Here is a 23,843-nt window from a genome sequence, read left to right as displayed (position 1 = left end):
TTTTGGTTACGATTAGTTAATGATTTAGTAAAACGTTTTCGGAATATCATTTATCCCCAGTATCCATCTGCGGTTTTATGCGTGTTATCTCTGAAACGCGCACAGGGCAACGGTTTAAGGGTAATAATATTTGTGATATTTTGTGTTGCAATATAGTGCCTTCCCATATATAATGTCTCTAGTAATTATCTTAAACGTTTAAGTGAACGGAGGTTATATTTATGAAATTCGGCTACTTTGATGACAATGCATGTGAATACGTCATCACTACACCAAAGACTCCTCTTCCCTGGATCAACTACCTCGGAAACAAGGAATTTTTCTCATTAATATCAAATACTTGCGGCGGATACACATTCTATAAAGATGCCAAGCTTTTAAGGCTCACAAGATACCGTTATAACAATGTTCCTTATGATAACAACGGTAAATATTTCTATATTAAGGATGAAACAGATAAAGCAAATGAAGTTATCTGGAATCCCGGATGGCAGCCTGTAAAGACAACTCTTGACAGCTACGAGTGCCGTCACGGATTAGGTTATAGCAAGTTTTCATCATCAAAATCAGATATTAAAGCCGATGTGTTAACTTTCGTTCCTATGAATGATAATTGTGAGGTTTCCAAGATCACTGTCACAAATAATAAGAAAGAAGATGCTAAGCTCGTTCTCTTTTCATATGTAGAATGGTGTCTGTGGAATGCAGATGACGATATGAAGAACTTCCAGCGTAACCTCAGCACAGGTGAAGTTGAAGTAACAAACGACGGATCGACTCTTTTCCACAAGACAGAGTACAGAGAGCGTAGAAATCACTATGCGGTTTACGGCGTAAATACAAAGGTTGACGGCTTTGACACAAGCAGAGACGCATTCCTCGGAGCATACAACGGACCTGACAGCCCGGATGCCGTTGCTGCCGGAAAGTGCACAGGTTCTGTTGCAAGCGGATGGTCTCCTATAGCTGCTCACCAGATCAACATCAACCTTAAGCCCGGCGAATCCAAGACATTCATCTTCACACTCGGATACATCGAGAACCCTGAAGATGACAAGTGGGAATCACACGGTGTTATCAACAAGAAGCCTGCATACGCACTTCTTGATGCTTACAAGACTGAAGAAGCTTTCGACAAGGCACTTGCCGAGCTTAACGATTACTGGAAGAATCTTCTCGGAATCTATCATGTATCTTCTTCAAACGAGAAGGTTGACCGCATGGTAAATATCTGGAACCAGTATCAGTGTATGGTTACATTCAACATGTCAAGATCTGCTTCTTATTACGAGTCAGGTATCGGCCGTGGAATGGGATTCAGAGATTCTTGTCAGGATCTTCTCGGTTTCGTACACCTCATTCCGGACAGAGCAAGACAGCGTATCATTGATATCGCTTCTACTCAGTTCCAGGACGGAAGCGCTTACCATCAGTACCAGCCCCTTACAAAGAAGGGTAACTCAGACATCGGATCAGGATTCAACGACGATCCGCTCTGGCTCATCGCAGGCACAAGCGCATATGTAAGAGAAACAGGTGACCTTTCTATCTTGAAAGAAATGGTTCCTTTCGATAATGATATGAGCGTTGCAAAGACACTTATGGATCACCTTAAGTGCTCATTCAACTTCACTGCCACTCACAAGGGCCCTCATGGTCTTCCTCTTATCGGACGTGCAGACTGGAACGACTGTCTCAACCTCAACTGCTTCTCAGAGCATCCCGGTGAGTCATTCCAGACATTCGGTCCTTCGGAAGGTCCTGTTGCAGAGTCAGTATTCATCGCAGGTATGTTTGTAAAATACGGTGAAGAATATGCACAGCTTGCTGAGCTCCTCGGCGATGATGCTGAAGCAAAGAGAGCAAGAGAAGAAATCAAGAAAGTTTACGATGCAGCTTGCACAGCAGGTTGGGACGGCGAATGGTTCGTAAGAGCTTACGATGCTAATTCCAACAAGGTTGGTTCAAAAGAATGTGAAGAAGGTCAGATCTTCATCGAGCCTCAGGGCTTCTGCGTTCTTGCAGGAATCGGCGTAAAAGAAGGTCTTGCAGAGAAAGCTCTTAAGAGCGTTGAAGAAAGACTTGATACAAAGTACGGCGTAATGATCTTACAGCCTGCTTACACAAAATATCATCTCGAACTTGGTGAAGTTAGTTCATATCCACCTGGATACAAGGAGAACGGCGGTATCTTCTGCCACAACAATCCTTGGGTATCTATCGCTGAGACTGTTCTCGGACACGGCGACAGAGCTTTCGAGATCTACAAGAAGACATGTCCTGCTTACATCGAGGATATCAGCGAAGTTCACTGCACCGAGCCTTATGTATACTCTCAGATGGTTGCAGGAAGAGACGCTAAGTTCTTTGGTCAGGGCAAGAACAGCTGGCTTACAGGAACAGCTGCATGGACATTTGTAAATATCTCCCAGTACATCCTGGGTGTATATCCTACACACAACGGTCTTTCAATCGATCCTTGTGTGCCCGCAGATTTCGGTGACTTCACTCTCACCAGAAAATACCGCGGTGCTACTTACAACATCAACGTTAAGCAGAACGGTGCTCAGAAGGGTATCAAGAAACTTACCGTAAACGGAAAAGAAATAAGCGGAAATATCATCCCATACGAAGAAGGCGTAAAAGAATACACAGTAGAAGCTGTTATGGGTTGATCATAATTATACTCCTATTCTTCAGGGCCTGCGAAAGCGCTATTTATCTGCGTTTTCGCGGGCCCTATTCATGTAAAGTTGCACGATTGACCGATTATATGTTAAAATACAGTGTCTAAGTCGGAGGTGAATATGAGTACTATTAGTAAGCCCAGACAGCAAAGGTACCACAGAAAACACAGACACAAGCGAAGTTATACATTTATGGTTATTTCCGGAGACTCTGACGGTGTAACGAAGCGTCTCCATCTGAATCATTCCCAAACACAATGGTTGGCATACTCAATTTTTGCTTTTGCATTATTTTTAGGATGCTACATTATCTATAGTATTATGACCATTTCTAATTTGAAGGCTATACAAGCCGAACAGAAGCAAGAAATCTCAGATCTTCAAGAAGAAAACAGTAGTCTCGCAGCGTCATACGAGAGCGCAAGTTCCAATTCGGAACATATTCAGGCTGCCCTCAGTGAAAGACTTAAGAACGAGCGTCAGGCTAGTGAAGAGGCTGAAAAGTTGGCAGTTCCTTCAGGCTTTCCTTTGACAGGAACCACACCGCTTCCCACCCAAGCAGTGGATGATCCGAATGCCACCAATATAACCAAGCTTACCGACAAGAACAAGGATACCGCAACAGGAAATCCTCTGGTTCTATTTACAGCAGCTTCCGGAAGTAATATTATAGCTACCGGAAACGGAAAAATTATGACCGTAACTTCAGACGCGAAGTTTGGACACATTGTTTCCATCGATCATGGAAACGGATATATTTCAATTTACCGAAACGAAGGCACACCTGTTGTTTCGGAAGGCGATACCGTTGACAGGGGCGACCTGTTGTACGTTGTAGGCAGCCAGAACAAAACTTTAGGATATCAGATACAGAAGGATGAGAAATACGTAAATCCTGAAGATGTAATGGATATCAAGGGTTAAATGGAGGATTCATTATGTTTGGAAACACTAAAAAAGATTCTACCAATGCAACTGACAATGAAATACTTGAGCAGGTAGGAACTATTATCGGTCCCGGTGCCGTAATCGACGGCCCACTTACTACAAAAGATTCAACAAGGATCGATGGCACTATCAAAGGCAACGTTAATATTAGCGGTGCTCTCATTGTAGGTCAGGAAGGTAAAATTTTTGGAACTGCTTCCGGCGTAAATATTTATGTAGCCGGCGAAGTAAACGGAAATCTCTCTGCTCCGCAGGGAAAAGTTGAGATCAGCGATACTGGAAAAGTTGTCGGCGACGTCATCTGCAAAGGTATTATTATCGATGAAAATGCTATTTTCCAGGGCAGATGCGAAATGACCGGTCTTGAGAGAAATTCGGCAGATATTGCAAAAGAAAGAGCTGCTGCCGTAAAGGAATCAAATGAAGCCGATAATGAAAACAATTCGGAGGCTAATGAATCCGACGAGAAAAAAGTAATTTAAGTAAATTTTCAGATTAAATAAGCGCTTCGATTAAAATCGAAGCGCTTATATTTTTGACCCAATATCAATTCCGAAATCACTCTTGCAATCTATCGAATACGAGCTCATATCCATCATCGCCGTAATTCAACGAGCGGTTAACTCTGCTGATGGTCGCTGTTGATGCTCCTGTCTTCTCTGCAATCTCAAGGTATGTCTTATGCTCTTTAAGCATTGAAGCCACCTCAAATCTCTGAGAAAGAGATAAAAGTTCGTTCACGGTGCAAAGATCATCGAAAAAACTATAACATTCATCTTTATTCTGAAGGCATAGAATTGCGTCAAACAGATGATCCACAGCATCTGTTCTAATCTTTTTGTTCATTTCGCCATCCCTCCGATTTTTCTAACACAAATTTGTAAACTATATTGCGTTAATAATAAACCTTTGTGCTTATATATTTTATCACTTTAAAATCTTAAAGTAAATAGGAAGATATACTTTACTTTTTTAGCTATTTATGCTATTGTTAGTTTGTTGTCATGGACAACAGAACGATTATTTTTTTATTTTTTAGTGGAGGTATTACAATGAACAAAGGTACTGTTAAGTGGTTCAACAACCAGAAAGGTTATGGCTTTATCTCTGATGAGGCTGGAAACGATGTATTCGTACATTATTCAGGACTTAACATGGAAGGCTTCAAGTCTCTCGACGAAGGCGCTTCAGTTGAGTACGATGTAATCCAGGGCGAAAAAGGACCTCAGGCCGTAAACGTAAACAAGCTTTAATTAATCAAAAAGTTGAAGCTAATTAATCAGACTACAAGTCGACTTATTCTTAAATATAAAAATAAATATTTAGAATTTGCAATATTGTATAGATGATTAATCAACAGAGCCATCCAACATTTGTTGGATGGCTTTTTTGGACATTTTTTATATCATTTACATATATCGATTATATCTTCCAGCTTAAGGCTACCGCCGAAAATCTCAAGGGCACTGCCTATTGTGACATCTACTCTTCCCTTTCCGATTTCCTTTAGCTCTTTTACATCGTCCAGACTTCCTGCTCCTCCGGCATAGGTAACAGGTATCTTTCCCCAGTCTCCGAGGATTTTCACCACGTTCTTCTCTATACCTTTTTGCTTGCCTTCAACATCAGCCGCATGAACAAGAAACTCATCGCAATACTCTGAAAGCAGATCAAGCGTTCCCTCATTAAGCTCAACATCAGTAAGCTTCTGCCACCTGTCTGTTACTATGTAATACTTTCCGTCTACATTTTTACATGAAAGATCAAGAACAACCTTTTCTTTTCCGACAGCCTCTTTAAGCTTCTGTAAATTGGTATAATTGATCTCTCCGTCCTTAAACACATAAGAAGTGACGATAACATGAGATGCACCCGCATTTATAAATTCTGCGGCGTTCTCAGCCGTTATACCGCCGCCTACCTGCATGAGTCCGGGGCATGCCCCCAAAGCTCCAATCGCCAGTTTTTTCGTTTCTTCATAGAAGGGGCTGCTTACAGGATTGAGTAATATTATATGTCCGCCCGTAAGCCCCATCTCCCGATACATCCCGGCGTAAAATGCGGCATCCTGTGAAGCTACATAGTTTTCTTTTGCCTCGTCATTTTTATCACGAAGGCTGCTCCCCACTATCTGCTTCACCTTGCCGTTATGAATATCAATACAAGGTCTGAATCTCATACGTTTCTCCTCAGGTGCTACGTCTATCAGTCAGGCAAGTACATCCGACATATCATACAATCCCGCCTGCTTCCCTGAAAGGAACTTAGCCGCCTGGATCGCACCTTTTCCAAAGATTGCTCTTGAATATGCTCTGTGAGAAAGAGTTACAACCTCGTCGTGTCCTGCAAAGATAACATCGTGGTCACCTACGATCGTTCCGCCACGTACGGCAGATATACCAATCTCCTTCTGAGGTCTCTTCTCTCTTCTTGTACTTCTGTCATATACATAATCCATCTCATTATTGAGGGACTCGTTAATGCTGTCAGCAAGCGCGATCGCTGTTCCGCTGGGTGAATCAAGCTTCTGGTTGTGGTGCTTTTCTACTATCTCGATATCAAATCCCGCAGCCGCAAACATCGGTGAAACTTCCTTGAGCACCTTGATAAGCGCATTTACACCAACCGACATATTTGCAGACTTAAGAACAGCAACCTTTGTAGAAGCTTCTTTTACCTTCTTAAGCTGCTCCTCAGAAAGTCCTGTTGAGCAAAGAACAACGGGAACATTCTTGGCTGTGCAATAGTCAAGAAGTCCGTCTACTGCAGAAGCATTGGAGAAATCAACGATAACATCGGCTTCTGTGCTACATTCATTAAGGCTTCTGTACACGGGAAAATCGTAATTGTTGTCGCCATAAGCATCAACACCCGCAACCACTTCTATATCATTATCTTCCTTGACAAGGTCTATGATAACCTTGCCCATACGGCCGTTGCAGCCGTGCATGATCATTTTTGTCATTTTTGTTTCCTTTCCAAATCTGCATAATCCAAGCTGTTTAATATAAGAAACGCCATCCGTTTCAATATTTCATCAGATAAGACCAAACTTCTTCATCTCTTCCTTGAGCTTAGCGCAATTCTCGGGCTCCATCTCTGTAAGAGGAAGGCGAAGCGGACCTGCTGCAAATCCAATCATCTTAAGTGCACTCTTAACGGGAATAGGATTAACCTCTGAGAAAAGAGCTTTTACAAGAGGATATGCCTTGAACTGAAGCTTTCTTGCCGTCTCATAATCTCCTTCAAGACACTTTTGACAAATCTCATGTGTCTGAGCAGGTGCAACATTTGCAAGAACCGAAATTACTCCAAGACCGCCGACTGACATAAGAGGCACGATCTGATCGTCATCTCCGGAATAAAGATCGATGCATCCGTCTGCAAGCTGCATCATCTTGATAGTCTGAGACATGTTTCCTGTAGCATCCTTGATGGCTACGATATTCTTTTTCTCCTTGCAGAGCTTAACCGCTGTCTCGGGAAGAATGTTGCATCCCGTTCTGCTCGGTACATTGTAAAGAATAATAGGAATGTTTACTGCATCGGCGATTGCTGAAAAGTGTGCAACAAGACCGCCCTGTGTAGCCTTATTGTAATATGGTGTTACACACAAAAGCGCATCTGCGCCGTAACTTTCAGCAAGCTTAGAGAGCTTTATTGCTGTCTCTGTGCAGTTTGAGCCGGTTCCTGCGATAACGGGAACTCTTTTTGCAACTTTATCTATACAGTACTTCACAACATCCATGTGCTCTTCTTCCGTCATGGTAGCTGCTTCACCTGTTGTTCCGCAAACAATGATCGCGTCTGTTCCGTTCTCGATCTGGAACTCGATAAGACGTCCGAACTCCTCGTAATTAACCTCTCCGTTTTCCTTAAATGGTGTTGCGATCGCAACGCCTGCTCCTTTAAATATTGCCATTTCTTCCTCCTTAATAAATAGCGCAAAAAACCGGCTCCGTAATCATACTGGGAGCCGGTAACATAATCTTTTCACTATAAAAAGAATAATGTTGATAGCGCCCCATCCTTAGATGACAGTCACACGGTTCTTAACCGTATGCCCAAGCAATTGACCTTCAGGGAGTCAACCCTTTCGGCGTATTTCCCTTTCATGCCGCTTCATCTGTGCCTGTCACATCAGCAGCGTTACTTATTAAATACGCAACCTCTATCCAACTGTTTCTTATAAAGATACTACACCAGCGTCAATGGACTGTCAACAGTGTCGCACATTTTACACAAAAGTAAGCACTCACTACATACCGTTTACTTTCTGACTTCCGCTCGGAATCTGCATAATATTTTGGGTTGAATATCAAAAAATCGCGTGTTATACTACTTTAGTTTGAAAAATAATAGTTTTTTGTCTTTTAAATCTGAGGAGTTATTTAATTATGAAGCAAACGAGAAATGATGTTAGAAACGTTGCGATAATTGCACACGTTGACCACGGTAAGACAACTCTGGTTGACGGACTTTTGAGACAGAGCGGTGTTTTCCGCGAAGGTCAGGAAGTTGTAGAGCGCGTAATGGATTCCGGCGATATCGAAAAAGAGCGTGGAATCACAATCATGTCTAAGAATACAGCTATTACTTATAAAGATATCAAGATCAATATCATCGACACTCCAGGCCACGCTGATTTCGGCGGCGAGGTTGAGCGTGTACTTAAGATGGTCAACGGCGTTATCCTTGTTGTTGACGCTTTTGAAGGCCCCATGCCCCAGACCAAGTTCGTTCTTGGAAAGGCCATGTCTTTAGGTCTTCCCGTTATCGTATGTGTCAACAAGATTGACAGACCGGAAGCAAGACCTAACGAAGTTATCGATGAAGTTCTTGAACTTCTCATCGACCTTGGTGCAGATGACAACCAGCTTGACTGTCCGTTCGTATTCGCTTCCGCAAAAGCAGGAACATCATCTCTTTCACTTGATGAAGCAGGCAAGGATATGAAGCCTCTTCTTGATACAATTATCAATTATATCCCCGCTCCTGTCGGCGATCCCGATGCGAGCACACAGGTCCTTATCAGCACTATTGACTACAACGAGTATGTAGGACGTATCGGTGTAGGTAAGGTTGATAACGGTGTTGTTAAAGTAAACCAGGAAGTTATCGTAGTAAACCACCACGAGCCCGAAAGACGCGTTAAGACCAAGATCAGCAAGCTCTATGAGTACGACGGTCTTGGAAGAGTTGAAGTTCAGGAGGCAAAGATAGGTTCTATCGTTGCCATCTCCGGTATCGAAGACCTCAAGATCGGTGATACAATCTGTTCAGTTGACGAGCAGGTTGCAATTCCTTTCCAGAAGATCTCAGAGCCTACTATCTCAATGAACTTCATTGTAAACGACTCTCCTCTCGCAGGTCAGGAAGGTAAGTATGTTACTTCACGTCACCTCAGAGACAGACTTTACAAAGAGCTCAACACAGACGTTTCTCTTCGTGTAGAAGATACAGATACAACGGAGACATTCAAGGTTTCAGGCCGAGGCGAGCTTCACCTCTCAGTTCTTATCGAGACAATGCGCCGTGAAGGATTCGAGTTTGCTGTAAGTAAGGCTGAGGTTATCTATCATACAGATGAAAGCGGCCAGAAACTTGAGCCTATGGAAAAATGCTACATCGACGTTCCCGACGAGTTCTCAGGAAGCGTTATCCAGAAGCTCGGCGAAAGAAAAGGTGAGCTTGTAAACATGGGTGCCGGAAACGGCGGATATACACGTATTGAATTCAATATCCCTTCACGTGGACTTATCGGTTACAGAGGTGAGTTCATGACTGATACAAAGGGTAACGGAATCATCAATACAATCTTTGACGGATATGCTCCTTATAAGGGAGATATGAACTATAGAAAGACCGGCTCCGTAATCGCATTCGAGACAGGTGAAGCTACAGCTTACGGTCTTTTCAATGCTCAGGACAGAGGTCAGCTCTTTATTAAGACAGGCGACAAGGTTTATTCCGGAATGGTAATCGGAACCAGCGGAAAGAGTGAAGACGTTGAAGTTAACGTATGTAAGACAAAGCATCTTACAAATACAAGAACTTCATCTTCAGACGAAGCATTGAGACTTGTTCCTCCGAGAATCATGTCTCTTGAGCAGGCAATCGAATTCATCGATAACGATGAGCTTCTTGAGGTTACACCTACAAGCCTTCGTATCCGTAAGAGAATTCTCGATCCTACACTTCGTAAGAGAGCCGGATTCAAAAAGTAAACCCTAAAAGGGTTACATTATAAAAAACAAGACATATATATATTGTATTGCTCTGATTGTGCCAAACACTCCAATGAGACTAAGTAACCATTAAAGAAGTCAGCATTCACGATTTGTTAGTCTCATTTCCGTGGCACAAAATCGCAATCCATTATATATATGTCTTGTTTTTTTATTGCAAGGTTCTTTTTCCCTGAGTCTGCCTTATTTTTATGTATTGCAAGATTCTTTTTTCCAGAGTCTTCCTGATTTTTTCCGAATACTTACATGAGGTAGTATCCCGCATCGCCTTCAGTTATAGTAATCTTCCCTTCACACTTTTGAATTAGGCCTTCGGTGATTTTTTCTTTGTCTTCTTCTTTTACACAAATGTCATATTGAACATTTTCCGTATACCTCGGATCGCTTATGGAAATTTTATTTTGTTCAAGGAAATATTTTACGTTATTTATCATATTGTATGCGACTTCTATCGTAAGCTGTCTCGCGTATACCATCTCACCCGTTTCGGATGCCGCAACAGCCGCCTGAGCGGCCTGTGTATAGGCTCTAACAAGGCCTCCGGTACCGAGAAGAACTCCCCCGAAATATCTTGTAACTATTACAAGTGTATTGGTAAGTCCCGCGCCCGTGATTACCTCAAGTATGGGCTTCCCCGCGGTTCCCGAGGGCTCTCCGTTGTCACTGCATCTGGTATTCTCGCTGTTTTTTCCTATCACGTAGGCATAGCAGTTGTGCCGCGCATCCCAGTATTTTTTTGACACCTCTGCAATCTTCTTTTCTGCGTCTTCAACAGACTCAACTATATAAGAAGCACCTATAAATCTGGACTTTTTCTCAACAATCTCGCCCGTTCCTTCTTTTGTTACCACTTTATACGTTTTAATCTCACTCATAAAGCCATAATAACACACTTTCTTTATAATATCTTCAATTAGTGGTATACTAACATACATTATAAAAGGAATAAAAAGAGAGGTTGATATATGAATTATGGTAAACGAGGTATCGTATCTCAAGCCCGAGTGCTAAGTTCCGGTACCGATAAGTGGGGGAAAAAATTTGGACTGTTAGGTTTTTACTCTCTGATATCAGGAGTTTTAGCCGTAGCGATAATAGGTGCCAGCGCCGGACTCGGCGTTTTTATGGGTGTAAAAGATCAGGCGAATGATTATGCAAGTAAGTTGGAGACTCTTGCTACTCCCAAGGGCTTTTCTACATTTGTATACGATCAGGATGGTAATCAGATTGCAAAACTTGATGCTGCTGATTCAAACCGTGTAGTTGTAACCAAAGATAAGATTCCGGAGAATATGTCAAACGCTTTTGTTGCCGTAGAGGATGAACGTTTCTACGACCACAACGGAATTGATATTCACGGTATTATCCGTGCCGGATTCAAAGCACTTTCATCAGGTGATATGTCACAGGGTGCGAGTACAATTACACAGCAGCTTATTAAGAACACTGTATTTAGCGAAACCTGGACAAACGAATCCAAGCTTGAAAAAATTAAGCGTAAGATTCAGGAGCAGTTCCTTGCGGTTGAACTTGAAAAACAACAGACCAAGGAAGATATTCTTGTAAACTACATGAACACAATCGCCTTGGGACAGAGTGTCTACGGCGTTCAGGCAGCTGCCAAAACTTATTTCGGAAAAAATGTCGAGGACCTCGACCTCTCAGAATGTGCCGTAATTGCCGGAATCACTCAGAACCCCAGCAAATACGACCCTCGTAGACATCCTGAGAACAATAAAGAGAAAAGAAATATCGTCCTTGATAAAATGCTCGCTCAGGGCTATATCAAACAGGATGAATATGACATTGCAAAATCAGATGATATATATGACCGCATCAAATCTGTGAATGAAGAAACAGAAGAAAACAAAAAAGTTAACTCTTACTTTGTTGATGCCCTTATTGAAGATCTTATTAACTCACTTATGGATGAAGAAATAATGGGTGATAAAGTCATGACCAAACAGGAGGCGATAAACGAAGTTTATTCCGGCGGTCTTAAGGTTTATTCATCACAGAATACAAAAATACAGAGTATCTGTGATGAAATATACAGTAATCCCGATAATTATCCTAAGGGAACAAAGATATATCCTCAGTATCTTTTGACTGTTCATCACAAAGACGGTTCGGTTGATAACTATAACAGTATTCACCTGGATAAATTCATGGGCGGCAAAGAAAAAATGATCTTCAAATCTCAGGAAGATGTAGATGCAGCCATTGCAAAATTCAAAGAATCTGTTATTAAAGAAGGTGATGAAGTAAATGAGAATGACGAATCTCTTGAATACGTTCCTCAGCCTCAGATCTCATTAACAGTTGCAGATCAAAAAACCGGTCAGATTGTTGCACTTATAGGTGGACGCGGCGAAAAGAAGCAAAACAGATCACTTAACAGAGCAACAGGGGCTAAAAGACAGCCCGGTTCAACATTTAAGGTTATTGCGTGCTTTGCACCCGGAATAGACCATGGAGACCTCACCCTTGCTACTACCTTCAAGGATGCAGAATTCCGCTATGACAACGGACGAGGCCGAGCTGTTAAGAACCACTGGGGTGCCGAATACAGAGGTCTTCAGTCTGTACGATACGCTATAATCAAATCTGCCAACGTTCTTACAGTTGAAGCATACACATACATAACTCCTGCAGTTGGTGCAGATTACCTTAAGAATAAATTCCATTTCACAACACTTACAAAAACTGACCTTGAACAGCAGGCAACCTGCCTTGGTGGTGTTGAACATGGTGTATATTGCAACGAGCTTAATGCAGCATATGCCACTATAGCAAATGGCGGTATATATTATAAACCACATCTTTTCCAGAGAGTTGAAGACTGCAAAGGAAAGACGCTTATCGACAATACAGCGCCTGAAGGCGAACGTGCCCTCAAAGAAACCAGCGCTTATCTTCTTAAGAGCGCAATGAAAGACGTTGTAACAAAAGGTACAGCTACATCAGTCAACTTCGACAAGAGCAGAGATATTGCAGGTAAAACAGGTACAACAACCGGTAACGTAGATGTATGGTTTGCAGGTTTTACAAACAACTACACCGCAACATCCTGGGCAGGTTACGACAACAATTATCCTTTGCCCGGCAGCGGCGCTGAACATGATCTCGCAAAATCCATGTGGAAAAAAGTAATGCAACAGATACATGCCGACTTAGAGCTTCCTGCAGAGCAATTCGAAGTTCCGGACGGCATTGTAAAGATGGATGTATGTTCCAAGTCAGGTCTTCGTCCGACAGGTGGATGCGGAGACCAAGTAATAAATGAAATTTTCGATAAAGATAATGTTCCCGGCGAAAGCGAAATGTGTGATGTGCATACCGGCGGAATGGGGCCAATGTGTCTTATCGATCATAAGCCCGCATGCCCGACTTGTCCTTTCCAGATAAACGGCGAAAGAGACCCTATGAGACTTGAAAAGATCAAGGACGGCTTTGCACAGCCTCTTAATCTAGGAGGTAACAACACAGGAGACAACTCCGGTGGCGGTGGCGGTGGTTTTTTTGATGGCTTTTTTGGCGATCACTGTCATCATGACGCAGGATTTATGGCGCAGGGAAATATAGCTGAAATACTCACGAATGAATTGGTACAGAGCGGAAATCAGGATAAGGTTGAAGCATACCAGCAAAGCTGGCAGAACAATAACGTTTTCGAACAATGGTTCAATGGATTTATGGGAGATCACGACGGTGATGACCAGAATAATGATTACCATGACGGCGATAATAATGGCGGCGACGATCACGGCGGTGATAATCATGGCGAAGACAATGGCGGTGACCAGAATCACGATTGGCAGAACAGCCAGGATAACACGCCACAGCCACAGCCACAACCTCAACCGGACCCGCAGCCTGCACCGCAACCCGATGACAACCAAGGCGGTGACAATCAGAATAACTGATACTAAAGGAGAGGTCATTTTATGGACTTTGGAAGAAGGGGTATTGTAGCGCAAGCAAAGTCACTTAGCGCACGTGCCGACAGATGGGGAAAGAAATTCAGTCTTTTCGGCTTCTACTCTCTCATCTCAGCAATTTTAGGTTCTATCATAATAACTGCAAGCGCCGGAATCGGCGTGTTTATGGGAATCAAGGATCAGGTCAACGAAAAAACCGATCAGCTTGAGAACCTCGCTAAACCCACGGGATTTTCTTCTTTCGTTTATGACATAGAGGGAAATAAGATTAAGAAGATCGACTCAGCTGATTCAAACAGACAGACCATAGCCAAAGAGAACAGGGATAAGATTCCCGAAAATCTGACAAACGCTTTTATTGCTGTAGAAGACGAGCGTTTCTACGAGCATAACGGAATTGATATTCACGGTATGATCCGTGCCGGATTCAAAGCTTTTTCATCAGGAGATCTGTCTCAGGGTGCAAGTACAATAACCCAGCAGCTCATTAAGAACACGGTATTCAGAGAGACCTGGACAAAAGAATCCAAGCTCGACAGAATTAAACGTAAGATTCAGGAGCAGTTCCTTGCAGTAGAACTTGAGAAAAAGATCAGCAAGGAAGATATTCTTTTAAACTACATGAATACCATCGCCTTAGGTCAGAGTATCTATGGCGTTCAGGCTGCAGCAAACGATTATTTCGGCAAAAAAGTAGAAGAACTTGACCTCTCGGAATGTGCAGTAATTGCCGGAATTACTCAGAACCCAAGTAAATACGATCCAAGAAGGCATCCTGACAACAATAAGGAAAAAAGAAATATCGTCCTTGATAAGATGCTCACGCAAGGATACATCACACAGGAAGAATACGATATTGCCAAAACCGATGCAGTATATGACCGCATCAAAGCAATCAATGAAGAAGCAGGAACCAAAAAGCCCAACTCTTATTTTATCGATGCACTTATTGATGACGTAATTGCCTCACTTATGGATGAAAAACTTATGAGTCAGACCGGTAATAAGCCGATGACCAAATATGAGGCTGAACAGGCAGTATATTCCGGAGGACTTCAGATTTATTCCTCTCAGGACAGTCATATTCAGAGTATCTGCGACGAAGTTTTCAGAAACCCCGATAACTTTCCAAAAAATACAAAGTTATTTCCTCAGCTTGCCATCACTGTTCGTAATGCCGACGGTTCGGTAAAGCAAAACTATGACAGCTTTGCAATGACAACTTTCATGGGCGGCGGAAAACCAAACGTCGGTAAAGACAGAATGATCTTTAAGTCCAAGGAAGACGTTGATGCCGCTGTTGAGAAATTTAAAGAATCTCTTATCGATAAAGAAAAAGGTGAATATGTAGGCGAGAAAGATATTTTCCTTGATTACGTTCCTCAGCCTCAGGTATCAATAACAATCTGCGACCAGCGGAACGGCCAGATAGTTGCGCTTATCGGTGGACGAGGCGATAAGAAATTCAACCGTTCACTTAACAGAGCCACAAAGTCTCCCAGACAGCCCGGTTCTACATTTAAGGTTCTTTCAACCTTTGCACCGGGAATCGACCACGGTGACCTCACCCTTGCAACAACATTCAAGGATGCAGAATTTCATTATGATACCGGTCGACCTGTAAAAAACCACTGGGGTGCTGAATACAGAGGCCTTCAATCAGTAAGATATGCAATAATCAAATCAGCTAACGTTTTGACAGTTGAGGCATTTACTTATATAACTCGTATAACTCCGGAAATTGCTTCCGATTATCTTAGAGATAGGTTTCATTTTTCTACACTTACTGACAATGACTGTCATCAGCAGGCTACTGCCCTTGGAGGTATTGCAAAAGGTGTATATTGCTCGGAACTTAATGCCGCATATGCCTCTATAGCAAGCGGCGGCATGTATTATAAGCCACACTTGTATGTGCAGGTTCTTGACCATGACGGAAATGTTCTTCTTGATAACATTGCTCCCGAAGGCGAGCGTGCTCTTAAAGAGACAAGCGCTTATCTTCTTACAAGCGCAATGAAAGATGTTGTGACAAAAGGTACCGCTACATCTGTAAACTTCGGTAAAACAGATATCGCAGGTAAGACCGGTACAACAACCAGCAACGTAGATGTTTGGTTTGCCGGATATACCAACTATTATACCGCAACAACATGGGCCGGTTATGATAATAACGTACATTTGCCCGGTAGCGGTGATGAGCATAACCTCGCAAAATCCCTGTGGAGAAAGACCATGGAGAAGATACATGAAGATCTCGATCCGATGCACTTTGAGCAACCTGCAGGTATTGTTACCGAAAATGTATGTGCGCTTTCGGGTCTTCTCCCCTTCGAAGGATGTGGTGGAGGAATAAGTGAGATTTTTGATAAAGACAATGTTCCAAGTGAAATATGTGACGTTCACAGTCTGGGAGAAATATGTCAGCTCGATCACAAATCCGCATCACCTGAATGTCCTTTCAAGACTATCGGTTACGGCGGAAGAGATCCAAAGAGACTTGAGATAATTGCAGATGGCTTCTCGGGCGGCGTAAGCACCGGCGGTATGGCAGGTTCATGCCATCACACAGCGGAATTCATGTCGCAGCCCGGTATTGAAGGTATTATCGCAGCCGAAAGAGCTCAGATAGGTGCAGGAGGAGGCGGTGGCGGAGGCCAGCCACAAGGCGATCAAAATCCACAGCCTCAACCACCGGATGGTCAGAATCAGGGCGAACAGCCACAACCTCAACCGCAGCCCGATCCGCCACCACAACCTGAAGGAAACAATGAAGGCGGCTGATCATAGGATATAAATTTCAAAAGTAAATTATTGAAAACGCAGTTCATTACGGGCTGCGTTTTCTTTTTCCCTCTTGCAAAGCCATCACAACATATGTATAATCATTTTATTGTCTGTTTAGACATATGCGGATATGGCGGAATTGGCAGACGCGCTAGATTTAGGTTCTAGTGTCTTCGACGTAAGGGTTCAAGTCCCTTTATCCGCATTATAGTTTGAGGTTGTTTATGATGATTCATAAACAGCCTCTTTTCTTTGTATTTATGCGGATTACAGGACATACACATTGTTTGTGGGTGTTTGATAATTTCCCAGCAAATATTACAGTTCTTTTCTCTCAATCAACGATTTTATCTATATAATCACGATTTAATTATTCTACAACTACTGCTATAATATCTGCTGTAAATATTTTTATGAGGGATAATTTTTTATGAACAAAAAGATTGATAATTCGATCATAACAGGGCCTATTCTGGGAAGTATGCTCATGTACTTCCTTACGCTTCTTTTGGGCTCTTTTTTCCAACAACTTTACAATATATCCGACACTCTGATAGTCGGAAATGTACTGGGTCCCGAGGGGCTTGCATCCGTCGGAGGATCTTCCGCTATCATCGTAAATATCTTTGTGGGAATCTTCATGGGACTATCGTCCGGTGCAACGGTCATTATTGCGCAATTTTACGGCGCCAGAAGGGACGAAGACGTATCAAAGGCAGTTCATACCGCAATCGCTCTTGCGGTCGTTGGTGGGCTTATTATTACGTATTTGGGCTATACCTTTTCAAGGAGCATTGTTATCCTCATGGATACCGCTCCCGATATAGTGGATTCTTCCGTGACATATCTGCGCATATTCTTTATGGGAATGGTATTTAACTTTGTATACAACATAGGAGCCGGGATCTTGCGCGCTGTAGGCGATTCAAAAAGACCTCTGTATGTCTTGATAGTGAGCTGCTTCATAAATATCTTTTTGGATATCCTCTTTGTCGTATATTTCAAAATGGGTGTTGCAGGCGCTGCCATCGCTACAATAATATGCCAGTTCATAAGCGCATGTATTGTTATCTTTTTACTTACAAGAGCAAACGACTCATATAAGCTTGTACTTCGCAAGATTCGCTTTGATATCCATATGCTTGTAAAGATTATCAGCATTGGACTTCCGGCCGCCATACAATCTACAATGTATACTTTTTCTAACCTGCTCATTCAGACCTCTATCAACAGATTCGGGCTTAATTATATCGCCGCGTGGGCAGCATATGGCAAACTTGATTCAATATTCTGGATGGGTATAAGTTCTCTCGGAATCGCCGTTACAACATTCTCAGGACAAAACTACGGCGCAGGTAGACTTGACAGGGTAAAAGAAAGCACTAAGTGTGCCTTTGGAATCGCATTGTCGATCACCATTCCCATCACATTGATCTTCTATTTCAAAGCCGCTGAGTTAATGTCATTCTTTACGCCTGACAGTCCTGAAACGATATCTATCGGTGTTCAGATGATGCATTTCCTCGCTCCTTTCTATTTCACTTTCCTGGGTGTTGAGATTTTTTCAGGAACGCTTCGAGGAATGGGAACAGCTATTATTCCTATGATCATCACGCTGTGCGGAATCTGCGCGCTTCGAATTGTATGGATAAAGGGAGTTCTTCCTTTTTACCCGCAGATTGAGACCATAGAAGCAAGCTATCCGATAACATGGATAACCACTACTATTCTGTTCCTATTCTATTACTTGTATTACATGAAATTTAAAGCAAATAAGATTATAAAATGAAGTGCCGTATTTAAGGTTATTTCTCATTTACTTACGTATGATTGTATACTGCAGAAACATTGATTACATAGATTGTCTATGGCAAAACACCGACTACTTAGCTTGTTGTAAATGTCAAAAACACTGACTATTTAGCTTGTCTACGACGCAAAGCACTGACTGCTTATTGTACCGACCTCCAATTGTTAGATTATTAGATTTTGGTCTGACTTTTTTTGGGCGGTACATAGCGGTTGGTGCTTTTTTGTATACCGGGACGGTGACTTTTTATCTTGGAGGCGCATCTCATATGCGCCTCATGACCTTTTTGTCCGCTTTTGCTCTCGCGGGTCATGTGCTCACCTTCATAAACCGCTATTTTCGCAACCTGCTCATGACCTTTTTGCTCATTTTTACTCTCACGGGTCATGTGCTTGCTTTCATAAACCGCTATTTTCAAAGCCTGCCCATGACCTATATGTGCAAATTCTTCCAAAAAGGTCATGCAACTCTTTATCTTTTCGGCATATCTCATGCATATCTCATGACCTATATGCCCCAAACTCTCCAAAAAGGTCATACAACCCTTTATCTTTACGGCAAATCTCATACGTTCCTCATGACCTATATGCGCAAAAACCTTCAAAAAAGTCATGTAACTCTTTATCTTTACGGCAAATCTCATACGAACTCATGACTCGTCTGTACTAAATCTTCCGAAAAAGTCATACACCCGCTTCACATAAACAGTATTGCTAAGCAATTATCCTACATAAAAAGATCGAGGCATTTGATAATTGCAGCACTACCCTTCCACAATCTACGCAATCCTACTCTGTATGGCACGCAATAGCTTTGATAAAACTTCAGCAAATGCTTAGCTCATGCGGAGCATTTTTGTTGAATAAGCATTTCAGAGAAATTTCCTGTGCAACAAAAAACTGCTCAGCCTATAGACTGAACAGTTTCATTGAATGAGACATGGGGGATTCGAACCCCCGACAACTTGATTAAAAGTCAAGTGCTCTACCACCTGAGCTAATATCCCATGTATTCATTATGTAATTATCTTGCGACGAAACATCTCACCGCTAACTGGGCTAGCCGGATTCGAACCGTCGTATGCAGCAGTCAAAGTGCTGTGCCTTACCGCTTGGCGATAGCCCAAGATTGTAAGAGCTTAACGCTATACTCCGCTGTAGCAATTACAAAAGTTGTTCCAGACTTGCACTATGTGCTTGTCAGAACCAAGTAATGCACCGATTTGAAATAATCTATCAAGTGATTACTCAGGGTGGCTAGAGGGACTCGAACCCTCGGTCTCCAGAACCACAATCTGGCGCGTTAACCAACTACGCTATAGCCACCATATAAAAATGTGCCCGAAGGGATTCGAACCCCCGACCCACGGCTTAGAAGGCCGTTGCTCTATCCAGCTGAGCTACGGACACATGTTTTAGAAGCAGTGCACTGATTTGCCGAACTTGACGTTAATAAAAAGGAACTTCCGCTCTCGCATTCGCTCGCCGGAAGACGTTCGAACTAGCTTCGGTAAAACCTCAGCAAGTTCTCTCAGCTCGCCAAGTGTTCTGCTCAAAGCGGGTGATGGGAATCGAACCCACGTATCTAGCTTGGAAGGCTAGTGTTCTACCATTGAACTACACCCGCATAAACAATATTGAGTTAATCTTTGGCTTATCCCCTGATCGGGGTGACAGGATTCGAACCTGCGACCCCCTGCTCCCAAAGCAGGTGCTCTAGCCAAGCTGAGCCACACCCCGTCTTGTTCACATTAAGGTCTAAGCCGTAACGCGAGATTTATTATATAATAGACTTTCGGGGCTTGTCAACACCATTTTTTCTTATTTTTCAAATATTTTTTTATTGCAAAATCCCGTATTTACAGGTATTTTATTTCATATTTTATATCGTCGTTTTCAATCGTCAAAATGAGGTAACTCGGCCTTCTTCCCTCCTGCCTCGGATATGCGAGACTTCCCGGGTTAAAGATATAGACACCGCCCATGGTCTTCGCCACAGGCTTATGCGTATGTCCGTAAAAAATCAGCTCAGCTCCCCTTGCAATCCCTTCACTTCGAAGATTCTCAAGGTCCATACTTACAAGGTACTGATGTCCGTGAGTAAGGAACGCCTTATGCCCGTCCAGCGAAAATGAAAGCTCTCTTCCAAGCGTTGAAAAAAAATCATTATTTCCCGCAACAAAATACACCGGACAATCGGCTGCAATGGCAAATTTCCCTTCGGAGCCCTCAAAGTCTCCGCAGTGTATAATTCCGTCAAGTTTCCCTTCAATATCAAGAACTTTATAAAAGTTGTCATCTCTACCGTGAGTATCACTCACGACCAAATATCTGTGCATCAATCAATCTCCCGTTTCGCACCATTGTCGTGCATTACCTTAAACAACAGGCAGATATAAAAAACTGCCGCAAAACGACTAGGCCAGTTCTTCTTTAAGGAGTTTAGCCATCTCTCTAAGCGCTTTTCCTCTATGACTTATAGCATTCTTCTCATCCGCGGAAATCTCTGCACTTGTCTTCTTGTACTCGGGAAGATAAAAGATAGGATCGTAACCGAATCCGTTTACTCCGGCAATCTCATATCCAATTATGCCTTCCATTGTTCCAACCGTTGAAAGCTCTTTTCCGTCAGGCAGAACCGCAGATATCGCGCATACAAATCTTGCGGTACGCTCGCTATCCGGAACGCCGTTAAGTCTCTCGATAAGATTGTTGTTTTTCTCTGTATATGATGTTTCTTTTCCCATGTATCTTGCCGAATAAACGCCGGGCTCGCCGTTCAGATAGTCAATCTCAAGTCCCGAATCATCCGCAAGAACGATTGTCTCTTTTGCTTCCTCAGGGAACTTATCTTTAATAATCTGCGCTATCGAAGTTGCCTTTATCATCGAGTTCTCGGCAAATGTTTTTCCATTCTCTTCCACGTCCTCAAAAACACCTGCTTCTTTCATCGAGATGATCTCTATGTTCAGAGTATCCAAAATCTCGCGTATTTCTTTCAATTTGTCGTTATTTCCGGTTGCAAATACTATTCTCATTCCATCTCCTTATAGCCGTCTAAAATCGCCTGATAGATACCCTCAGCGGCCTTTTGCCTGTAAGAGCCCGAAGCAAGCTTATCCGCGTCTTTATTTCCCGTAAGATATCCCAGTGATATCTTGGCTGAAGGCACCACAGAGTTTTGGATGAAAGCATCGCTCTCATCACATTCATATATTCCAAGCGCCGTGTTTCCCGTATTGTCCGAGCAGCTTCGCTCCACAATATCGGCAAATCTCACATTGCTAAGATCTCTGATAAAAAAAGTACCGTTATAATACGTCTCAATTCCGTTGTTATCCCTGTCCGAAGACTTTGACGCCGCCAATTTGACAGCCATATCGGCACAGGATTCTTTTACGAGCAGTTCTTTACTCTCATCCGAAATATCAGCATCCGTCATATGTGTGAAAAAAAACTTGATCTTATTCTCGACATCTTTTTCGGCTATACTTCTAAGCCTCTGCGCAACATCAAGAGTGACGTCGTTTTCGGAGACTCCGCTGCCGGGCAGAATGCCGCCAAAAGTTTTATCTATTTCGGGATCGATCAGAACAATCTTGTCATACCTGTCTTTGGGTCTGAAAAACTCAACCTCAACAGTGCTGTGATCTGTGAGCGCGCTCTCGTTTGCATAAAAGCCGTCAAGCTTAAAATCAAGGCACACACTGCCGGCGTCATTTTCGGCATAGCAGACAGCGCTCTCCAAAATATCCGAATTTGAAAGAATTGCATTATCGCCATAAAAGCCTTCTTCTCTACTGTCAATATAGATAAGAAGTTCATGATCCGAGTATCTGTCTTCAAGCTTGATATCCTCGGAGCTTACGCTTTTCGCAAGAGGAATGATAAGTTTCATCTTTCCGTCTTTTGAATCTTCTTTTTGAACCAGCAGGTCAAAAGAATCTCCGGACTCAATACTGCTCACGGGCATCTCTGCCGCATCCGTTATAAGTATATGTTTGGTTGCGGATCTGCGGAGCATAAGCGCGATAGAGAGAACACCAAATACTGCTGCAAAGACCGCTACTTTTCTCATTTCCTCTTTTTTCATGACAATTGGCTCACTCGCTTCTTCTTGGAGGCTTTGGTCCCATGAACTGATAAAAATAAGTCTTTATCATTCCATTGTAGATTTTCCTGTTCTTATCAGCTTTTTTGCCTATATATTTCTCAGCCTGCTCATAGCCTGTTATCAAATACATCGACCATGCATCAAGGCTCTTATATCTTTCTCCTATTGTTCTGTAGAGCTTCGGAAGAATATCCTTATCACCGATTCTCTCTCCGTACGGAGGATTTGTGATGATAAATCCGTATTTCTTCCTGTGACTTAAATCCGCTATATCTCTTGTCTGGAAGTGGATCATCTTCTCAACGCCCGCTTTTCTTGCGTTGATCCTGGCAATCTCCACCATCTCGGGATCAAGGTCGTAGCCCTGAATATCGACATCTATATCGGTGATTATCTCATCCTGCGCTTCTTCCCTGACATCCTTCCAATTCTGAGGCGTGATAAGATGTGTCCAGCTCTCAGCCGTGAAATTTCTGTTCATTCCGGGAGCTATATTCGCCGCCATCATCGCAGCTTCGATAGGGATTGTCCCGCTTCCGCAAAAAGGATCCACAAGAATCCTGCTGCCGTTCCAAGGCGTAAGCTTTATAAGCGCAGCCGCAAGATTTTCCGCGATAGGCGCCTTGGATTCAAGCTTTCTGTATCCTCTTTTATGCAAGGAATCGCCTGTTGTATCAAGCGCAACCGTGACTTCGTCCTTCATCAAAAAAACTCTTATCGGGTAGCTCTCGGCATCTTCCTTAAACCAGTCTGTGTGATAGCTGAGTTTAAGTTTTTCCACTATAGCTTTTTTCGTAATTGACTGAATATCAGAAGGGCTAAAGAGTTTACTCTTAACGCTTGATGCCTTTTTTACCCAGAACTTTCCACGCTCCGGTATGAACTCTTCCCACGGGAGCTCTTTCACTCCCTGATACAGCTCTTCAAAAGACTCTGCGTGAAAACTTCCCACTTTTATGAGAATCCTCTCCGCAGTTCTAAGACCGATATTTGCACGGCAGACCGCATCCGCATCACCCGCGAAAGTAATTCTGCCGTCCGAGACCTCAGTTATGTCATAGCCGAGATCTATTATTTCTTTTTTGAGTACCGCCTCCAGGCCAAAGTGGCAAGGGGCTATCAATTCCATCTTTTTCATACCAAGATAGTATACCATAAAAAAATATATGCTTCACTAAACTTAAACAAACGAAAAAAGCGTATCAATCCGATACGCTTCCAAGTAGTAATGTGAGTGACAAGATTCGAACTCGCGACCTTCTGGTCCGTAGCCAGACGCTCTATCCAGCTGAGCTACACTCACATAATG

General features: G+C 42.8%; 18 protein-coding genes, 8 tRNA genes and 1 riboswitch. Of the genes, 9 read left to right on the top strand and 17 right to left on the bottom strand.

Annotated elements, in window-relative coordinates:
- Positions 1 to 221 precede the first annotated feature (221 nt).
- The 3 genes from BLP87_RS12590 to BLP87_RS12580 all read left to right on the top strand — a co-directional run bounded on the left by BLP87_RS12590 (position 222) and on the right by BLP87_RS12580 (position 4,117).
- A complete protein-coding gene (locus tag BLP87_RS12590; RefSeq protein WP_074462975.1) occupies positions 222 to 2,675 on the top strand; it encodes a glycoside hydrolase family 94 protein in 2,454 nt (817 codons plus the stop codon).
- 132 nt (positions 2,676 to 2,807) lie between these two features.
- Positions 2,808 to 3,611, top strand: a complete 804-nt coding sequence (locus BLP87_RS12585; RefSeq protein ID WP_081811946.1) for a murein hydrolase activator EnvC family protein — start codon at positions 2,808 to 2,810, stop codon at positions 3,609 to 3,611.
- 14 nt (positions 3,612 to 3,625) lie between these two features.
- On the top strand, positions 3,626 to 4,117 hold the full coding sequence (locus tag BLP87_RS12580) for a bactofilin family protein (RefSeq protein ID WP_074462974.1): 492 nt from the start codon (positions 3,626 to 3,628) through the stop codon (positions 4,115 to 4,117).
- A 76-nt stretch (positions 4,118 to 4,193) separates the two neighbouring features.
- Here the strand turns inward: BLP87_RS12580 and BLP87_RS12575 are convergent, their stop codons facing one another.
- Entirely contained in the window at positions 4,194 to 4,481 is a 288-nt protein-coding gene (locus BLP87_RS12575; RefSeq protein ID WP_026514625.1) for a YerC/YecD family TrpR-related protein, read from the bottom strand.
- A 206-nt stretch (positions 4,482 to 4,687) separates the two neighbouring features.
- On the opposite strand from BLP87_RS12575, the gene BLP87_RS12570 reads away from it, so the two are divergent.
- On the top strand, positions 4,688 to 4,888 hold the full coding sequence (locus BLP87_RS12570) for a cold-shock protein (protein ID WP_022755461.1): 201 nt from the start codon (positions 4,688 to 4,690) through the stop codon (positions 4,886 to 4,888).
- A gap of 152 nt (positions 4,889 to 5,040) precedes the next feature.
- Here BLP87_RS12570 and hisA read toward each other — a convergent pair whose 3' ends face one another.
- The 3 genes from hisA to dapA all read right to left on the bottom strand — a co-directional run bounded on the left by hisA (position 5,041) and on the right by dapA (position 7,557).
- Positions 5,041 to 5,814, bottom strand: a complete 774-nt coding sequence (hisA, locus tag BLP87_RS12565) for a phosphoribosylformimino-5-aminoimidazole carboxamide ribotide isomerase (protein WP_074462973.1) — start codon at positions 5,812 to 5,814, stop codon at positions 5,041 to 5,043.
- A 30-nt stretch (positions 5,815 to 5,844) separates the two neighbouring features.
- Positions 5,845 to 6,600, bottom strand: coding sequence for a 4-hydroxy-tetrahydrodipicolinate reductase (dapB, locus tag BLP87_RS12560; protein WP_074462972.1), 756 nt, complete (start codon positions 6,598 to 6,600; stop codon positions 5,845 to 5,847).
- Positions 6,601 to 6,672: 72 nt separating this feature from the next.
- Positions 6,673 to 7,557: a 4-hydroxy-tetrahydrodipicolinate synthase gene (gene dapA, locus BLP87_RS12555; RefSeq protein WP_074462971.1), complete on the bottom strand. Its 885-nt coding sequence runs from the start codon at positions 7,555 to 7,557 to the stop codon at positions 6,673 to 6,675.
- A gap of 87 nt (positions 7,558 to 7,644) precedes the next feature.
- A riboswitch (Lysine riboswitch) is annotated at positions 7,645 to 7,817 on the bottom strand.
- Between the two features lie 215 nt (positions 7,818 to 8,032).
- On the opposite strand from dapA, the gene typA reads away from it, so the two are divergent.
- Positions 8,033 to 9,862 (top strand): translational GTPase TypA, encoded by a 1,830-nt coding sequence (gene typA, locus BLP87_RS12550; protein WP_074462970.1) that lies wholly within the window; start codon positions 8,033 to 8,035, stop codon positions 9,860 to 9,862.
- 263 nt (positions 9,863 to 10,125) lie between these two features.
- Here typA and BLP87_RS12545 read toward each other — a convergent pair whose 3' ends face one another.
- Positions 10,126 to 10,758: a YigZ family protein gene (locus BLP87_RS12545; protein WP_074462969.1), complete on the bottom strand. Its 633-nt coding sequence runs from the start codon at positions 10,756 to 10,758 to the stop codon at positions 10,126 to 10,128.
- 90 nt (positions 10,759 to 10,848) lie between these two features.
- On the opposite strand from BLP87_RS12545, the gene BLP87_RS12540 reads away from it, so the two are divergent.
- From BLP87_RS12540 to BLP87_RS12525, 4 genes are all read left to right on the top strand, one after another.
- Positions 10,849 to 13,809 carry a transglycosylase domain-containing protein gene (locus tag BLP87_RS12540; protein ID WP_074462968.1) on the top strand — a complete coding sequence of 987 codons (2,961 nt, stop codon included), beginning with the start codon at positions 10,849 to 10,851 and terminating at the stop codon, positions 13,807 to 13,809.
- Between the two features lie 21 nt (positions 13,810 to 13,830).
- Complete coding sequence (locus BLP87_RS12535) at positions 13,831 to 16,608, top strand: transglycosylase domain-containing protein (protein WP_074462967.1); 2,778 nt, start codon at positions 13,831 to 13,833, stop codon at positions 16,606 to 16,608.
- A 127-nt stretch (positions 16,609 to 16,735) separates the two neighbouring features.
- Positions 16,736 to 16,816: transfer RNA gene (locus BLP87_RS12530), tRNA-Leu, on the top strand.
- A 225-nt stretch (positions 16,817 to 17,041) separates the two neighbouring features.
- Positions 17,042 to 18,400, top strand: coding sequence for an MATE family efflux transporter (locus BLP87_RS12525; RefSeq protein WP_074462966.1), 1,359 nt, complete (start codon positions 17,042 to 17,044; stop codon positions 18,398 to 18,400).
- Positions 18,401 to 18,593: 193 nt separating this feature from the next.
- Here the strand turns inward: BLP87_RS12525 and BLP87_RS16100 are convergent, their stop codons facing one another.
- From BLP87_RS16100 to BLP87_RS12465, 12 genes are all read right to left on the bottom strand, one after another.
- Positions 18,594 to 19,064, bottom strand: coding sequence for a hypothetical protein (locus BLP87_RS16100; RefSeq protein WP_074462965.1), 471 nt, complete (start codon positions 19,062 to 19,064; stop codon positions 18,594 to 18,596).
- A gap of 290 nt (positions 19,065 to 19,354) precedes the next feature.
- Positions 19,355 to 19,427, bottom strand: a tRNA-Lys gene (locus BLP87_RS12515).
- Positions 19,428 to 19,474: 47 nt separating this feature from the next.
- Positions 19,475 to 19,546, bottom strand: a tRNA-Gln gene (locus tag BLP87_RS12510).
- Positions 19,547 to 19,672: 126 nt separating this feature from the next.
- Positions 19,673 to 19,746 (bottom strand) — tRNA-His (locus BLP87_RS12505).
- A gap of 10 nt (positions 19,747 to 19,756) precedes the next feature.
- A tRNA-Arg gene (locus BLP87_RS12500) sits at positions 19,757 to 19,830 on the bottom strand.
- A gap of 146 nt (positions 19,831 to 19,976) precedes the next feature.
- Positions 19,977 to 20,047, bottom strand: a tRNA-Gly gene (locus tag BLP87_RS12495).
- A 38-nt stretch (positions 20,048 to 20,085) separates the two neighbouring features.
- Positions 20,086 to 20,160 (bottom strand) — tRNA-Pro (locus tag BLP87_RS12490).
- Between the two features lie 119 nt (positions 20,161 to 20,279).
- Positions 20,280 to 20,759 carry a metallophosphoesterase family protein gene (locus tag BLP87_RS12485; protein WP_074462964.1) on the bottom strand — a complete coding sequence of 160 codons (480 nt, stop codon included), beginning with the start codon at positions 20,757 to 20,759 and terminating at the stop codon, positions 20,280 to 20,282.
- Between the two features lie 78 nt (positions 20,760 to 20,837).
- Entirely contained in the window at positions 20,838 to 21,458 is a 621-nt protein-coding gene (rdgB, locus tag BLP87_RS12480; protein ID WP_074462963.1) for an RdgB/HAM1 family non-canonical purine NTP pyrophosphatase, read from the bottom strand.
- Positions 21,455 to 22,498: an N-acetylmuramoyl-L-alanine amidase family protein gene (locus BLP87_RS12475; RefSeq protein ID WP_176756649.1), complete on the bottom strand. Its 1,044-nt coding sequence runs from the start codon at positions 22,496 to 22,498 to the stop codon at positions 21,455 to 21,457. The genes rdgB and BLP87_RS12475 overlap by 4 nt, the downstream gene beginning before the upstream one ends.
- Before the next feature lie 25 nt (positions 22,499 to 22,523).
- A complete protein-coding gene (locus BLP87_RS12470; protein ID WP_074462996.1) occupies positions 22,524 to 23,672 on the bottom strand; it encodes a THUMP domain-containing class I SAM-dependent RNA methyltransferase in 1,149 nt (382 codons plus the stop codon).
- A 91-nt stretch (positions 23,673 to 23,763) separates the two neighbouring features.
- Positions 23,764 to 23,837, bottom strand: a tRNA-Arg gene (locus BLP87_RS12465).
- Positions 23,838 to 23,843 lie beyond the last annotated feature (6 nt).

The sequence above is a fragment of the Butyrivibrio hungatei genome (genome assembly GCF_900101605.1).
Taxonomy (GTDB): Bacteria; Bacillota; Clostridia; order Lachnospirales; family Lachnospiraceae; genus Butyrivibrio; species Butyrivibrio hungatei_B.
Note: the sequence above shows the minus strand (reverse complement) of the source record. Positions and strands in the feature narration are given on the sequence as shown.